Annotated in this window: 5 protein-coding genes; 4 read left to right on the top strand and 1 reads right to left on the bottom strand. The window is 34.6% G+C overall.

All coding sequences use genetic code 11. The features are described from left to right. Positions 1–5: 5 nt before the first annotated feature. Complete coding sequence (gene thrA, locus ABGB03_RS07685) at positions 6–2,459, bottom strand: bifunctional aspartate kinase/homoserine dehydrogenase I (protein ID WP_347926247.1); 2,454 nt, start codon at positions 2,457–2,459, stop codon at positions 6–8. Positions 2,460–2,798: 339 nt separating this feature from the next. Between thrA and ABGB03_RS07680 the strand changes: the two genes are divergently transcribed. From ABGB03_RS07680 to ABGB03_RS07665, 4 genes are all read left to right on the top strand, one after another. Beyond that, positions 2,799–4,379 carry an NAD(P)H-hydrate dehydratase gene (locus tag ABGB03_RS07680; protein WP_347926245.1) on the top strand — a complete coding sequence of 527 codons (1,581 nt, stop codon included), beginning with the start codon at positions 2,799–2,801 and terminating at the stop codon, positions 4,377–4,379. A 92-nt stretch (positions 4,380–4,471) separates the two neighbouring features. Then, positions 4,472–5,983, top strand: coding sequence for a histidine ammonia-lyase (gene hutH, locus ABGB03_RS07675; RefSeq protein ID WP_347926243.1), 1,512 nt, complete (start codon positions 4,472–4,474; stop codon positions 5,981–5,983). Between the two features lie 409 nt (positions 5,984–6,392). Continuing rightward, the gene (locus ABGB03_RS07670; RefSeq protein WP_347926241.1) at positions 6,393–10,907 is read left to right on the top strand and encodes a T9SS type A sorting domain-containing protein; all 4,515 of its coding nucleotides are present in this window, start codon (positions 6,393–6,395) and stop codon (positions 10,905–10,907) included. 430 nt (positions 10,908–11,337) lie between these two features. Continuing rightward, a complete protein-coding gene (locus ABGB03_RS07665; protein ID WP_347926239.1) occupies positions 11,338–17,994 on the top strand; it encodes a T9SS type A sorting domain-containing protein in 6,657 nt (2,218 codons plus the stop codon). Positions 17,995–18,117 lie beyond the last annotated feature (123 nt).

Raw genomic sequence — 18,117 nt, 5'->3', positions numbered from 1 at the left:
GTCATCTAGTTATTTCCAATTCTAATAATGTCAGCGAATAATCCTGAAGCCGTAACATCTGCTCCAGCTCCTGCGCCTTTTATAATCATTGGTTGCTCAGGATAACGTTCGGTATAAAACATTACAATGTTATCTTTTCCTTCTAGGTTATAAAAAGGGTGACCTTTCGGTATTTCTTTTAACCCAACTTGAGCTTTTCCATCATTGAACTCTGCAACGTATTTTAGTTGAGAATTATTTTCTAGAGCAGATTTATACAAGTTTTGATAATGGGCTTCATCATCAATTAATGTTTTATAAAAATCATCAACCGAGTTTGATGCAATTCCTGATGCAGATAAGAAAGGTTCATTCTTGATGTCTTCTAAGTTCATTTCTGTACCGCTTTCACGTGCTAGAATAAGTATTTTTCTTGCCACATCTACACCACTTAAATCAATACGTGGATCAGGCTCAGTATAACCTTCTTCTTGAGCTAATTTCACAACATCATGAAACTTTTTTGTGTCATCAAAATTATTAAAAACAAAGTTTAAACTGCCAGATAGTACTGCTTGAATTGAATTTATTTTATCACCTGAAGAAATAAGATGGTTAAGTGTGTCAATTATTGGTAATCCAGCACCAACATTTGTTTCGTATAAAAAAGGTGCATTATATTTTCTTGCCAGCTGCTTTAGGTTATTATAATTATTAAAGTCACTAGAACATGCAATTTTATTACATGCTATAACAGCAATACTTTCACTTAAATATTCTGAATATTTGTTTGCGACGTCTTGGTTAGCAGTAATATCTATAAATACACTATTTCTTAAACTAAGAGACTTTACACATTCACAAAACCAAAATAACGAAGCATCTTCTCCTTTTTGTAGTTCTTCTTTCCAATTTGTTAAATCTATACCATCTGAATTAAAGAGCATTTTTCTAGAATTAGAAAGTCCAACAACTCTTAAGTTTAGTTTTAAATGTTCTTTTATATATTTTTTCTGTTGCTTAATTTGTTCTACTAGACGTTCACCGACATTGCCAACACCTGTGATAAACAAATTTAGTTGCTTCGATTTAGTTTCAAAAAAGCGTTCATGTATAGTATTTAGTGCTTTTTTTACATCTTTTTTTGAAATGACCGCAGAAATATTTCTTTCTGAAGCACCTTGTGCAATAGCTCTAATATTCACATTGTTTTTTCCTAAAGCACTAAACATTCGTCCACTAATTCCTTGGTGGTTTTTCATGCTATCTCCAACTACAGCAACAATTGCTAACTCTTTTTCTACAATAATGGGGTCTATTTTATGCAAAGAAATTTCATTCTCAAAAGTTTCATCTATTGCCAATTTAGCTGCATCTGCATCTTTCTCTTGAATACCAATACAAATGGAGTGTTCACTAGAAGCCTGAGTAATTAGAATAACATTAATTTTTTCTTGCGATAATGTTTCAAATAAGCGCTTTGAAAATCCAGGAATACCAACCATTCCGTTACCTTGAAGTGTTAATAAGGCAATATCATTAATGTTGCTTATACCTTTTACTACATTTACGTTTCCATTTGTAGCTCTATTTGAAATGTGAGTGCCTACATCTTCAGGAGCTAAAGTGTTTTTTATAACTATAGAGATTTTTTTATCTAAAACTGGTTGCACAGTTGGAGGATATAAGACTTTAGCTCCAAAATGGGATAACTCTACAGCTTCTTGATACGATATACTACTTATTGGTTTAGCTTGTTTAACTAATTTTGGGTTTGTTGTGTACATACCACTTACATCAGTCCAAATTTGCAATTCAGTAGCATCAACTGCTGCTGCAATTATGGCAGCTGTATAATCTGAACCTCCGCGTCCAAGTGTTGTTATTTCTCCATCTACGGATTTTGAAACAAAACCTGGTAATAAAGTTACGGAGCTTGTGTTTTTCTCAAAAAAACTTACAATATTTCTATTTGTAATGTCAAATTTTACTGAAGCATTAGTATAATTATTATCGGTGATAATTAATTCTTGAGAATTTTTAAGAGTTACATCTATACCGCTTGCTTTCATGGCTTCAGAAATAATATATGAAGACATCTGTTCTCCAAAGCTTAGTAATTTATCGGTTGTTTTTGGAGATAATTCATTAATTAAATAAATACCTTCAAGAAGTTTTTGGAGCGTATCTAATTTATTATTCACTTCCTCTTTTATTTTAGATGTTGATCCTGTTACAATTAATCCATCAATAATATCAAGATGGATTGATTTTACTTGGTTAAAAATTTCTTTATAGGTAATATCTTTTTCAACAGCTTTGTTAGCCGAATTTAATAGTTTGTCGGTAATACCACCAACAGCAGAGACTACTACAGCTATATTATTAGTCTTTTTAGACGAATTTTTAACTATTTCTATTACTTTTTGTATGTTTTTGGCTGAACCTACAGATGTTCCTCCAAATTTTAAAACTTTCATTTTGGGCTTTTTTTATTGAAACATTAATTTTTGTGATAGAAAATCACAGATGTACGGACGGAAAGATATATAATTAGCAACCCCAAAGGGTTGTAATAATTGTAGTAATAGTACCAAAAGAAGGAATGCTTCCAATAGAAGAAATATTGTGTAGCTTAATATTTTGGTCTAAACTGTTCATTTCGCTTATTAATGCTTTTCAAAAGTATTACTTTTGTATTAATAAAAAAATAAATACTAAACTTTTAATGAATTATAAATTGAAGCTATATTTATTTATAATTTCAAGTTATTTTACCCCTTAAGTTACATTATTCTCAATAAAAGAAATTTTAGTGCATGAAAATATTTGCTAAAGAACAGATTTACCAAGGAGATATACTTACAACGCAACGTCAAAATATTTCACCAACAGATTTAATGGAGCGTGCAGGCATGCAAATATTTAATTGGCTACATATAAGAATGCAAGGTGCTCAAGTACCAATTCATGTGTTTTGTGGTATTGGAAATAATGGAGGTGATGGTTTAGTAATTGCAAGACACCTTGTTACGCATGGTTATAATGTATTTACTTATGTGGTTAATTGTAGTGATAAACGTTCTAAGGATTTTTTAAAAAATTATGATAGAATAAAAAACGTTACTAAAGATTGGCCGACATTATTAAGTTGTAAAGAAGAGTTTCCTGAAATTCACCAAGACGATATTATTGTAGACGCTGTTTTTGGCATTGGATTAAATAGACCAATTGATGATTGGGTGAAAGCACTATTTCAGCACTTTAGTAAATCAAGAGCTTATACTTTATCAGTCGACATGCCTTCAGGCTTATATGCCGATAAAGTACCTGAAGATCAAAATGGAGTTGTTTGGGCTAACCATACACTAAGTTTTGCCTCCCCAAAGTTAGTATTCTTTTTACCAGATACGGCAAGGTATACTCAGCAATGGGAAGTTATTGATATTGGTTTAGACAAGGAATTTTTAATGACTACTGAAACAGAAGCTGAACTTATTGGTAAATACGAAGTGTTACCATTATATAGACCTCGTGAAAAGTTTGCTCATAAAGGAACTTATGGTCATAGTTTAATTATTGGAGGAAGTTATGGTAAAATAGGCTCAGTTACATTGGCAAGTCGCGCTGCTTTAGTCTCAGGAGCAGGATTAGTGACAAGTTATATTCCGAAGTGTGGTTATACTATACTACAAACAGCATTACCAGAAGCAATGGTTATTACAGATGAAGATGAGCATGTAGTTTCTAAAATTAATTTAGATATTGAACCTACTGTTATAGGAATTGGAATTGGATTAGGTACAGATAAAAAAACAATTAATGCTTTTGAAGCATTTTTAAAACTAAATAAACACCCTCTGGTTATTGATGCAGATGGGCTAAACATATTATCTTCAAAGAAAGCATTATTGAAATTAATACCAGAAAATTCGGTATTAACACCACACCCTAAAGAATTAGAGCGCCTCATTGGAAGTTGGAAAGACGATTTTGATAAACTTAAAAAAGCCAAATCTTTTGTAAAAAAACACAAAACGATTTTAGTTATTAAAGGTGCAAATACAATTGTAGTTTTTCAAGACAAGCTATATATTAATACCACAGGAAACCCTGGATTAGCAACAGCAGGGAGTGGAGATGTACTCACAGGAATAATCACCGGATTAATATCTCAGGGTTATGATGCTGTAGCGGCAGCTATTTTTGGAGTTTACCTTCATGGTCGTTCTGCAGATATAGCTTTAGAGGATTTTGGTTATCAAAGCTTAATAGCGAGCCATATTATTGATTACTTAGGAGAAGCTTATATTGATTTGTTTAAAAAGCCAGAGCAACCACCACAAGAAAAACAAGAAGATAAAGATAAAAAGGGCACAGATGAAGAAATGTATATTTAGATTAGAGCTAAATATTTTTAATTCATAATATGAGCTGTATTTATTTGGATATATTTTTATGAATGCTGAATTTTGGAATTGAATAAAAAAATATGAGCAACATACATTATATTACTCGCGATATATTAGACTTGAATATTATTAATGATATTCTAACTCAAGAGAAAAAACTAGAACTATCTAAGGAAGCTATAGATAGTATTATAAAATGCAGAACCTATTTAGATAATAAAATGGCATCCCACAAAGAGCCTATTTATGGAATTAATACAGGATTTGGTTCGCTTTATAATGTTAAGATAAGTAATAAGAACTTAACAAAACTTCAAGAAAACTTAATGAAGTCGCATGCATGCGGTACAGGAGATGAAGTTCCTCGAGAAGTAGTAAAGCTTATGCTGTTACTTAAAATTCAATCTTTAAGTTACGGACATAGTGGAAGCCAATTAGAAACTGTTAATCGTTTAGTTGATTTCTATAATAATGATATTCTTCCAGTAGTTTATACACAAGGCTCTTTAGGAGCTTCTGGCGATTTGGCTCCTTTGGCACATTTATCACTTCCTTTAATAGGTAATGGAGAAGTATGGTATAAAGGAGAAGTTAAAAAGGCTAGTGAAATAAATGCAAAATATAATTGGAAGCCTATAGAACTTAAATCTAAAGAAGGACTAGCGCTACTAAATGGGACTCAATTTATGAGTGCTTATGGAGTCTACTTATTATTAAAGTCTTATAAACTTTCGTATTTAGCCGATTTAATAGGAGCGTTATCTATTGATGCTTATGATGGTAGAATAGAACCTTTTAATGAACTGGTACATTTAGTACGACCTCATAATGGGCAATTAAAAACTGCTGAAAGAATTCGCGAGTTTTTGCAAGACAGCGAATTAATAGCTCAAAAAAAGAAACATGTACAGGATCCATATTCTTTTAGATGTATTCCTCAAGTACATGGAGCAACTAAAGATGCATTAGAGTTTGTGAAGAAAACATTTGTTACCGAAATTAATTCAGTTACTGATAATCCTAATATATTTATAGGTGAAGATAAAATTATTTCAGGAGGTAATTTTCATGGTCAACCATTAGCCTTGGCTTTAGACTATTTAAAGATTGCTATGGCAGAAATTGGAAACATTTCAGAGAGAAGAACATTTCAGTTAGTTTCTGGCAATAGAGGCTTACCACCATTTTTAGTGGATAATCCTGGATTAAATTCTGGTTTTATGATTCCACAATATACTGCGGCAAGTATTGTTAGTGCCAATAAGCAATTAGCTACGCCTGCAAGTGTAGATTCGATTGTTTCGTCTAACGGACAAGAAGATCATGTAAGTATGGGAGCTAATGCTGCCACACAAGCTTTTCAATTAGTAAATAATGTAGAACGTGTTTTGGCAATTGAACTGTTAAATGCTTCCCAAGCCTTATATTTTAGAAAACCATTAAAGACATCATCTTTTCTTGAAACGTTCTTAACTACTTATAGAAAAGCTGTTTCTTTTGTAAATGAAGATAGGTTTTTGCATCACGATATTGTAGCCTCAATTTCCTTCATAAGTACCATATCTATTGATAATGAGGAGCTTTTGAATTAAAACTAGACCTTATTTTTCGTTTAAATACCTAAATATTAGTTGAACTCATTTGGAATAACGTAGAAGATGCTCTAATTTTGAATTATATAAGTATCTCGTATATTTATTTAAAAGTTCTAACAATTTTATATGAAAACCTACATCATTATTAAAATTGTTTTACTACCCAAAAATAATTGTTTAATAGCACAACAATTTATTGATTATTAGCACATTTTATTATTAATGTTTAACATTAGTTATTCATTGATTTACAGCAAATTGCATTATTAATTTTAATTAGTAATGCCATTATGTTAACGCCCTTTGTCTACTGTGTATTTACAGTACCTATTTTAAGTTATGTAGACGGCAGAAATGCCGTTGTAAAATGTTAAAATAATTTTAATTAAATCTAAATGTTATGTTTATGAACAATTTTACCAAATGTTGTAGCTCTTTCGGGAGATTACAAAACAAAGGCAAATCAACATTAATGTTGTTTATGTTTTTAGCATTAACGAGCTTATCTTACGCACAAGGCACCGGAGCGAATAACACTGGTGGTGGTGAGGAGTTAGGTCCTGTTAATGGCTGTATGCATGAAGTGCCAGCAATGAAATCAGTGTCAGAATTAATGGCTCCTGGTTACTTTGATGGATTCTTTGATGCATGCCATGATTCAAGTGAAGAATTTCAAATTCACCCAGTAGCTGCTCAACAAGGAGTTGATGGTGAATGGGGAGTTGCCACTGGATTTGCAAAAGGAAGTACACACTGTAGTTGGACTTACTATTATGTTTATTCAGTAAAGTGTGCTGGCGAAGTAACACCATTTACTGTAAAGTATAATGGAGGAGATGCAACAGCGCCATGGGTACCAAAGCAAAACAAAGCAGCTTACAATGCACTAATTGCAGATAAGTTGGACCTAGATCTATGCTTTGACAACCGCCCAATAGCACCAACAGCAAATGAGATTGCAGCGTTATATACTGATAACTGTGAGCACGTAAAAGTGAGCGGAGAATTAGTATCTAAGCGTACAAAGACAAAAAATGATGATTGCGGATGGGTAGAGATTCACGTGTATACAGTAAAAGATTACTGTGATGATAATGCGTTTGAATTTTCTATTACATATTCAGGAAGCGATCAATCAGAACCAGTATTTAATGAAAAGGCTATAGAAGGTCTTAAAGATATTACTGTAGACTGTGATAAGATTCCAGATGCAGTAGCAATTCCTTACACAGATAACTGTGCACCAAGCGGAAAAGCGAAGTTACATGAAGAAGTTTCAACAATCGTTGAAGGTCAAGAATGTGCAGGAGGAATCATCGAAAGATGGTGGAAAGCAACTGATGAATGTGGGAACAATGCATGGCACAAACAAACTATTACAGTTAGACCAGCAAAACAAGCAGTATTCAATCAACCACAAGACATGAGTATCTCATGTGAAGACAGAAATAACTTCGAAGGTTTAATACCAGATTTATACTATTCAAATGGAATGACAGGTGCATGTGAGATTAGCGGATTAGCTAAGCCAGAATATACAGCACCAGATTCTAACTGTGCTTCATTCGAAGTAACATATTCTTTTACAGATAACTGTGGGCGTACTATTAACGAAAGTATGACAGTAACTATCTTTGATAATGTAAATCCATCAGTTTTAAATGCAGCTGAAGATTTAACAGTAGAATGTGATGGTGAAGGAAACATAGAAGATTACAACAACTGGATAGCTACAAATGCAAACGCATCAGCACAGGATAACTGTACAGCTACTGAGGATTTAGTATGGACAAACAATGCAGCAAGTCAACCAATGAGTGATGACTGTGGCGCAACAGGACAAAAAACTGTAATCTTTACAGTAACAGACTCTTGTGGAAACCAATCTAAAACATATGCTACATTTAAGATAGTAGATACTAAAGACCCAGAAACAACTCCAGCTTACAACAAGACTGTAGTATGTGATGGAGAAGGAAATGTAGATCAATTCCAAACATGGTTAGATAACAATGGAGACGCTACAGCTAAAGATGATTGTTCAGGAGTAACTTGGACAAACGATTTCCCTGGAGATCCAAAGCATAAAGATTTCGATATTCGTGATTACTTAAAAGAATCATGTGGAGAAGGTTCATATACTGGATATATTAATGTAGTATTCACTGCAACAGATGCATGTGGAAACGATGTTGATTTACCAGCTACTTTCACAATCGAAGATAGTATAGCACCAGAAGTAACACCAGCTTCAGATATGACAGTTGAGTGTGATAGTTCTATTCCAGATTATTGGAAAGAAAACACTGATTATGATCAAGCAGATTTAGATGCTCAAGGAGGTGGAGCTTACCCAGGAACAAACTATCATGCATGGTTAACTTGGTTAGGAAATAATGGAGGAGCAACAGCTACTGACGGATGTTCAGGAGTTTACTGGAAATTCCGTTACAGAGTTTATGGAAATTCTTGTGACACAGAATATAGAACAACTTTCTACGCTTACGATCAGTGTGGTAATGTATCAACAACAACTGCATCTTTCCATGTAGTAGATACAAACAGTCCAGCAATTGGAAACGAAGCACAAGATTTAATAGTTGAGTGTGGTCAAGAACATGATTGTCCAACATCAACAGAAGGATGTTATTCTCCATTCTTACATTGGTTACATACTAATGGTGGAGCAGAAGCAATGGACATGTGTGATAAAGATCTTACATGGTCAAATGACTGGAATGGAAAAGAGTTAACAGATGAGTGTGGAAACACAGGAAGAATTACTGTAACATTTACAGTAACAGATAACTGTGGATTGAGCTCTTCAACAGCTGCAGAGTATAGAATAGTAGATACTATTGCACCAAGCTTAGATATTCCTGAAGATGTTGTATTAGAATTAGATGAGAAGTGTGAAGCAGATATTACTCCAGCTAACACAGGTATGGCATATGGAAGAGATGCATGTTCAAGTGTAACAATTACTAAAACAGATGTAGAAGATAAGCAAGCTTGTGTAACAACAATTATTAGAACTTGGAAAGCTACAGATGATTGTGGAAATGTAACTACAAAAGATCAAAAGATTACGCTTATCGATAAATTAGCACCAGTTTATACTGGAAACGTTGGACAATTCAATATGTCTAATGTAGATGCATGTTCAGCACCAGCTGCACCAGCAGAGCAATCTATCGCAGATCAATTTACAGATGCTTGTGGTCATGTAATTGCTACATTAGTAAATACAATTACTATTAGTGATGATACTTGTGACTGGGCAGTACAATTTGTATACGAAGTTGCAGATAACTGTGGTAACGTTTATGACGGAACGGTTAAGGTAACTTATTGGGGATCTGATCAAACAGCACCAAACTTAATTGATGGTGAGAAATTGCCAGAAGGAGCTAGTGGTATCAATGCTTGTTTAGCAGATGCATTAGCAGCTAACCCAGCAGTAGAAGATCACGCTATCGAGAAGATATTCGAAGATAATTGTGGTGGGAAAGTATCAGCTAAGTCTGAGTTAACAGTAACTGAAGACGCATGTAAGTGGGCATTCCATTATACATACACAGTAACTGATGAATGTGGAAACGAGTACGATTTCAAACAAGAGTTTAGTGGAGAAGATAATACAGCACCAGAATTAATTGGAACAATTCCAAGTGATATGAGTGATTTAGATGCATGTATAGATTCTTATGAAGGACCAACAGAAGCTGAGATAGCTGCATTATTCCATGAAGAATGTGGATTATCAGTAGTGAAAACTACTCATAGAACAGGATCTAATTGTGGTAATGGATGGATTAACTCATTTGAGTACACAGTATCTGATGCTTGTGGTAATGCTTACCCTCCATTCAAGATTATCTACCAAGGTAGCGATCAATCGGCGCCAGAATGGACTTTCGATTGGAAGAACTGGATAGATAACTCTGTATCTGGAGTTTGTCCTGATGATGCATCAGTATCATTAGAAGTTGGAGATACTTTTAACCAATATGTTACTTATGATTTCAATGGTTTCTTAGTAAATCTTTATGCAAACCCAGCAGTAACTGATAATTGTACAGCTGATGCAGATATCGTAATCGAAGTTGTTAGTAAAGAAACTACATCTAATGGTTGTGAAAGTAATATTGTATTAGGATTAGTAGCTAGAGATAATTGTGGTAATGCTTCAGAAGTATACTACAAAGGTCACAAAACTGCTGATACAGTTGCACCAGTAGTTGATGCGCCTAGCACATCTTGGACTCCATGGGAAACTGATTTTAGTAATACAATTGATTTAGGTCATAATCCTGCAGGATTCTTTAATGGAGGTGATCCAAACTGGGTAGTTGCTTATGCTGCTTATGATGAATTACCTGCAACTGATAATTGTAATAATACAGTACAAAGTATTGTAGGTGGTACTATTTATGGTTTCTCTCCTGTAGCTACTAATACTGGTTATGTACGTCAATTTGTACTAAGACTTGATTATAGTGTTGCAGACACATGTGGAAACACTGCAGACACAGTTTCAGTATTCTGGTCTTATACGGCGGATGTTCCTGGAACAAATGGAGCTAGAACTAGTTCTCCTGAATTAGAACAAGTAGAGCAAGAAGGTGGAGCTCCTTCATCTGCTAACGATGGAGATGATGTATCATTAGACTTCCAAGCTTATCCAGTACCATTCAACAAAGATGTAACTGTTAAGTATATGTTTGAGTTTGATACTAATGTAACTGTAGAAGTTTACGATACTAGAGGATTATTAGTAATGTCTAAGACAGCAGCTTACTCAGCTGGAACAGATGCTACTATGCCATTAAGTATCAATGGTGCAGATCAAATGTACTATGTAAAATTAATTACTAATAAAGGAACTGTAACTAAGAAGATATTAGCTTCTAAACTATAGTAACTAATTAGATAAGTAATTATCATAAATTTAAAAGGAGTCATGAAAATGACTCCTTTTTTTATGTGTAATTTTTAAAAGGAATAGCATTATTAACCATATTATTACGATGTTAGTAATAAGGTAGCTTTTTTAAGTATTTTGTTTAAATAATAATTTCATTATTATCTGATTAAAAGCTTATATTTTAGTTAAATAACCTTTTCTAAATGTTAATAAAAGTTTAATTTTAGAGATGATGGTTTAGGTTATAAGTTTGCCTATTTAAATAAAAGCTTCTTAGGTAACTTATATTGTTACGTTATTCAAAGCTTTTTCAAAAAAATAATTGTTTAATAGCACAACAATTTCTTGATTATTAGCTCATTTACTTTTGTTTTATAAAACCTTTTGTAAATGCAGTAGTCAACTAATACTAAATGTTATGTTTATGAACAATTTTACCAAATGTTGTAGCTCTTTCGGGAGATTACAAAACAAAGGCAAATCAACATTAATGTTGTTTATGTTTTTAGCATTAACGAGCTTATCTTACGCACAAGGCACCGGAGCGAATAACACTGGTGGTGGTGAGGAGTTAGGTCCTGTTAATGGCTGTATGCATGAAGTGCCAGCAATGAAATCAGTGTCAGAATTAATGGCTCCTGGTTACTTTGATGGATTCTTTGATGCATGCCATGATTCAAGTGAAGAATTTCAAATTCACCCAGTAGCTGCTCAACAAGGAGTTGATGGTGAATGGGGAGTTGCCACTGGATTTGCAAAAGGAAGTACACACTGTAGTTGGACTTACTATTATGTTTATTCAGTAAAGTGTGCTGGCGAAGTAACACCATTTACTGTAAAGTATAATGGAGGAGATGCAACAGCGCCATGGGTACCAAAGCAAAACAAAGCAGCTTACAATGCACTAATTGCAGATAAGTTGGACCTAGATCTATGCTTTGACAACCGCCCAATAGCACCAACAGCAAATGAGATTGCAGCGTTATATACTGATAACTGTGAGCACGTAAAAGTGAGCGGAGAATTAGTATCTAAGCGTACAAAGACAAAAAATGATGATTGCGGATGGGTAGAGATTCACGTATATACAGTAAAAGATTACTGTGATGATAATGCGTTTGAATTTTCTATTACATATTCAGGAAGCGATCAATCAGAACCAGTATTTAATGAAAAGGCTATAGAAGGTCTTAAAGATATTACTGTAGACTGTGATAAGATTCCAGATGCAGTAGCAATTCCTTACACAGATAACTGTGCACCAAGCGGAAAAGCGAAGTTACATGAAGAAGTTTCAACAATCGTTGAAGGTCAAGAATGTGCAGGAGGAATCATCGAAAGATGGTGGAAAGCAACTGATGAATGTGGGAACAATGCATGGCACAAACAAACTATTACAGTTAGACCAGCAAAACAAGCAGTATTCAATCAACCACAAGACATGAGTATCTCATGTGAAGACAGAAATAACTTCGAAGGTTTAATACCAGATTTATACTATTCAAATGGAATGACAGGTGCATGTGAGATTAGCGGATTAGCTAAGCCAGAATATACAGCACCAGATTCTAACTGTGCTTCATTCGAAGTAACATATTCTTTTACAGATAACTGTGGGCGTACTATTAACGAAAGTATGACAGTAACTATCTTTGATAATGTAAATCCATCAGTTTTAAATGCAGCTGAAGATTTAACAGTAGAATGTGATGGTGAAGGAAACATAGAAGATTACAACAACTGGATAGCTACAAATGCAAACGCATCAGCACAGGATAACTGTACAGCTACTGAGGATTTAGTATGGACAAACAATGCAGCAAGTCAACCAATGAGTGATGACTGTGGCGCAACAGGACAAAAAACTGTAATCTTTACAGTAACAGACTCTTGTGGAAACCAATCTAAAACATATGCTACATTTAAGATAGTAGATACTAAAGACCCAGAAACAACTCCAGCTTACAACAAGACTGTAGTATGTGATGGAGAAGGAAATGTAGATCAATTCCAAACATGGTTAGATAACAATGGAGACGCTACAGCTAAAGATGATTGTTCAGGAGTAACTTGGACAAACGATTTCCCTGGAGATCCAAAGCATAAAGATTTCGATATTCGTGATTACTTAAAAGAATCATGTGGAGAAGGTTCATATACTGGATATATTAATGTAGTATTCACTGCAACAGATGCATGTGGAAACGATGTTGATTTACCAGCTACTTTCACAATCGAAGATAGTATAGCACCAGAAGTAACACCAGCTTCAGATATGACAGTTGAGTGTGATAGTTCTATTCCAGATTATTGGAAAGAAAACACTGATTATGATCAAGCAGATTTAGATGCTCAAGGAGGTGGAGCTTACCCAGGAACAAACTATCATGCATGGTTAACTTGGTTAGGAAATAATGGAGGAGCAACAGCTACTGACGGATGTTCAGGAGTTTACTGGAAATTCCGTTACAGAGTTTATGGAAATTCTTGTGACACAGAATATAGAACAACTTTCTACGCTTACGATCAGTGTGGTAATGTATCAACAACAACTGCATCTTTCCATGTAGTAGATACAAACAGTCCAGCAATTGGAAACGAAGCACAAGATTTAATAGTTGAGTGTGGTCAAGAACATGATTGTCCAACATCAACAGAAGGATGTTATTCTCCATTCTTACATTGGTTACATACTAATGGTGGAGCAGAAGCAATGGACATGTGTGATAAAGATCTTACATGGTCAAATGACTGGAATGGAAAAGAGTTAACAGATGAGTGTGGAAACACAGGAAGAATTACTGTAACATTTACAGTAACAGATAACTGTGGATTGAGCTCTTCAACAGCTGCAGAGTATAGAATAGTAGATACTATTGCACCAAGCTTAGATATTCCTGAAGATGTTGTATTAGAATTAGATGAGAAGTGTGAAGCAGATATTACTCCAGCTAACACAGGTATGGCATATGGAAGAGATGCATGTTCAAGTGTAACAATTACTAAAACAGATGTAGAAGATAAGCAAGCTTGTGTAACAACAATTATTAGAACTTGGAAAGCTACAGATGATTGTGGAAATGTAACTACAAAAGATCAAAAGATTACGCTTATCGATAAATTAGCACCAGTTTATACTGGAAACGTTGGACAATTCAATATGTCTAATGTAGATGCATGTTCAGCACCAGCTGCACCAGCAGAGCAATCTATCGCAGATCAATTTACAGATGCTTGTGGTCATGTAATTGCTACATTAGTAAATACAATTACTATTAGTGATGATACTTGTGACTGGGCAGTACAATTTGTATACGAAGTTGCAGATAACTGTGGTAACGTTTATGACGGAACGGTTAAGGTAACTTATTGGGGATCTGATCAAACAGCACCAAACTTAATTGATGGTGAGAAATTGCCAGAAGGAGCTAGTGGTATCAATGCTTGTTTAGCAGATGCATTAGCAGCTAACCCAGCAGTAGAAGATCACGCTATCGAGAAGATATTCGAAGATAATTGTGGTGGGAAAGTATCAGCTAAGTCTGAGTTAACAGTAACTGAAGACGCATGTAAGTGGGCATTCCATTATACATACACAGTAACTGATGAATGTGGAAACGAGTACGATTTCACACAAAACTTTAGCGGTGAAGATAATACAGCACCAGAATTAATTGGAACAATTCCAAGTGATATGAGTGATTTAGATGCATGTATAGATTCTTACGAAGGACCAACAGAAGCTGAGATAGCTGCATTATTCCATGAAGAATGTGGATTATCAGTAGTGAAAACTACTCATAGAACAGGATCTAATTGTGGTAATGGATGGATTAACTCATTTGAGTACACAGTATCTGATGCTTGTGGTAACTCTTACCCTCCATTCAAGATTATCTACCAAGGTAGCGATCAATCGGCGCCTGTTTGGGGTCAAGAAGTTCATGATAAAAAAACTGTTAATTTATTTACTGAAAGTGGAGCAGATTGTCCATCAGATGCAACAACGACATTAAGTGTTGGTGATAAGTTAAATATAAATTCAACATTTAGCGTTGCAAGTACTCAACAAGGGTTCTATGCTGCACTTTACCAAGAATTATTTAATGCACCACTTCTTCATGATAATTGCACTGCAACGAATGATATTGTAATAGAAGTTACAGATGTCACTAAATCTGGAGGAGGATGTTATGCAGAATTATCAATTGATTTTGTAGCGCACGATCTTTGTGGTAATACTTCAGGGACTTACACAAAATATTTTACAATTTCTGATAATACAGCACCAGTAATTGACGCTGCACCTGAAAACATTACAGTACAATGTATTGAAGATGTTCCAGCAATGATAAGTTTAGATTGGACAGATAATTGCCAAATAGGTGGATCCGTTCAAGGAGTAGACGGTGAATTAGTTGGAGGTGAATGTGGAGGAACCATTACAAGAACTTGGAATGTTAAAGATGCATGTGGTAATGAGGCAGTAGCAAGAACTCAAATTATTACTGTAGACGACACAACAATACCAGTAATTGATGTAGCACCAGAAAATATAACTGTACAATGTATTGAAGACGTGCCAGCAATGATTAGTCTAGATTGGACTGATAACTGTGATGCTGGCGGAAGTGTTGAAGGAGTTGATACAGATTTGGTGGGCGGCGAATGCGGAGGAACTATTACTAGAACATGGAATATAAAAGATACATGTGGAAATGAAGCAGTTACTAGAACACAAGTTATTACTGTAAACGATACTACTAAGCCTGTAATAACGTTTACACCAGCTGATGTTACAATTGAATGTGATGCATCTACAGATCCATCTAATACTGGAGGAACTGCAACAGCTACTGATAATTGTGCTAGACCAACTGTTACTTTTAGTGATGAAGAATCAACTAATAACGGGGGAGGAGAAGAAACGTTGCTATTTGAAGATTTCGAAGACGCTACAATTACTTATACACCATCTATTGCTGATGATATTGATGAATTAGGTACAAGTGATTATTTTGGACGTATAAACAATGCAAACTTACCGTCAAGTATAAATTATACTAATGTTCAAGGTAATTCATTCTATACAGCACATGATACCGATGGTACAAGTAGTGGTAATATAGATAACCTTCAGTTAAACTGGACAGGAATTGATATTACTGATGTTTCAAACCTAAAATTAGCGATCAAATTAGCCGAAGATGATTCTTCGGATGGGGCTGAAGATTGGGATACAACGTCTAGTGTTAAATTACAAGTTCAAATTGATGGAGGTGGCTATAATTCAATTTTAGCTGTAGAATCTGAACTTGGTACAGATGGTAATGAAACCAACGAAAAGCCTAGACTTGATACTGACTTTAATGGTGTTGGCGATGGAACGGAAATTACTGATGTATTTGCAGAGTTCATCTCTAATATTTCAGGAACGGGAACATCATTAGATATTCGTATTACTATTGACTTTTTAGATAGTGGTGATGAAGATATCGCTATTGACGATGTAAAGTTAACTGGAGAAAGAGCTGCATCTTTATGTGCAGATGAAGTAATAACACGTACATGGAAAGCGACAGATGATTGTGGAAACACCATTACATCTATTCAAAAAATAACAGTTAAAGATACTACAGCACCTGTATTGGCTTCTGCACCAGCTGCAGTAACAGTATCTTGTTTAGCAGATGTGCCAGATATGATAAGTCTTGGTTATACAGATAACTGTGATGCCGACGGTACAGTAGAAGGTGTAGATAGCGCCTTAGAAGGTACTGACTGTAATGGTACAATTACCAGAACATGGAATATCACAGATGCTTGTGGAAATGTTGCAGAAACAAGAACACAGATAATTACAATAAAAGATGAAACAAAACCAACTGCGAGTAATCCAGTTGATGTTAATGTAGTGTGTACAGACGATGTGCCAAACCCAGATATTACAGTAGTGACAGATGCAGACGATAACTGTAGTACACCAACAGTAACATGGGTTAAGGACGAGAGTGATAATGGTAATTGTCCAGAAACTATTACTAGAACCTATAAAGTAGAAGACGCTTGTGGTAATAGTATAGAAGTAGAACAGAAAATTATTATCAAGGATGAGACAAAACCTGTGATAGTAAACTGTCCAGATGATGTTGATTTTGGCGAAGTTACCGAAACGCCAACATTTGCTGAAGTAGCTGATATTACAGCAACTGATAATTGTGACTCAGATCCAATAATAACTTTTGTTGGAGACACTGACGACAGCACGTATGTACCAGGAACACCTAGTGGTAATGCACCAGGGTCAGTATATAAATTTACATGTCAAACACCAGGAATTCCTGATTTTAACTTTATAACCTTTGTTTGGGACGGTACGTTCACTAATGTAGGAACTTCTGGAAATCAAGCAAATTACATATCAGTTGTAACTACTATGGGAACGTATACGTTAACGTTTGAAGAAGGCGTAGACAACCCTAATACGAATCCTGTGGAATCATTAAATGATTGGGTATTACGATTAAATGGACAATTAATTGCCTTAAAGAATTCTAATAATAATGACGAATTCCCAGACTGTGATGCTAATTGGATTGAGACAGATTATATGCAAAACACACTTAACTGTAAAATTTTACGTGTAGATTGTATAGGTGATGCAGCAGGACCAGGAGTCACTAATTATATGAAAATTAGAAGCTTTAAAGCTACTGATGACTGTGGCAACGAAAGTGATTTATGTTCTGTAGTATATAAATGGAGCGTTGTTGATGACGCACCATCTTCTGCCAACAATAGTTCTGGTGAGGATATGATGACAGAGCTAGATTTTAAAGTATACCCAGTACCATTTAATCAAGATGTAACAGTAAGTTATAACTTTGAGTTTGATACTGACGTAACTGTAGAGGTTTACGATACTAAAGGATTATTAGTAGTAACTAAAAAAGCAGCTTATAAAGCTGGTGCAGATGCTACGATGCCATTACGTATTAATGGAGCTGATCAAATGTACTATGTAAAATTAATTACTAACAACGGTACTGTAACTAAGAAGATATTAGCTTCTAAGTTATAGTTTGATTATTAGATAAATAATTAAAAGGAGTCTTGAAATAGCTCCTTTTTTTATACGTTATTGTTAAGAGCGTAGCGACGAAAGCAATCTATATAATTTGTAGTTCTGTATTGTGAGATTGCT

Source organism: Pontimicrobium sp. SW4, assembly GCF_039954625.1.
Lineage (GTDB): Bacteria > Bacteroidota > Bacteroidia > Flavobacteriales > Flavobacteriaceae > Pontimicrobium.
This window is presented reverse-complemented; position numbering and strand designations above follow the sequence as displayed.

What these genes read in the sequence shown, in the direction of transcription:
- thrA (WP_347926247.1), bottom strand. Translation starts at nt 2,459, where the DNA reads ATGAAAGTTTTAAAATTTGGAGGAACATCTGTAGGTTCAGCCAAAAAC.
- ABGB03_RS07680 (WP_347926245.1), top strand. Translation starts at nt 2,799, where the DNA reads ATGAAAATATTTGCTAAAGAACAGATTTACCAAGGAGATATACTTACA.
- hutH (WP_347926243.1), top strand. Translation starts at nt 4,472, where the DNA reads ATGAGCAACATACATTATATTACTCGCGATATATTAGACTTGAATATT.
- ABGB03_RS07670 (WP_347926241.1), top strand. Translation starts at nt 6,393, where the DNA reads ATGAACAATTTTACCAAATGTTGTAGCTCTTTCGGGAGATTACAAAAC.
- ABGB03_RS07665 (WP_347926239.1), top strand. Translation starts at nt 11,338, where the DNA reads ATGAACAATTTTACCAAATGTTGTAGCTCTTTCGGGAGATTACAAAAC.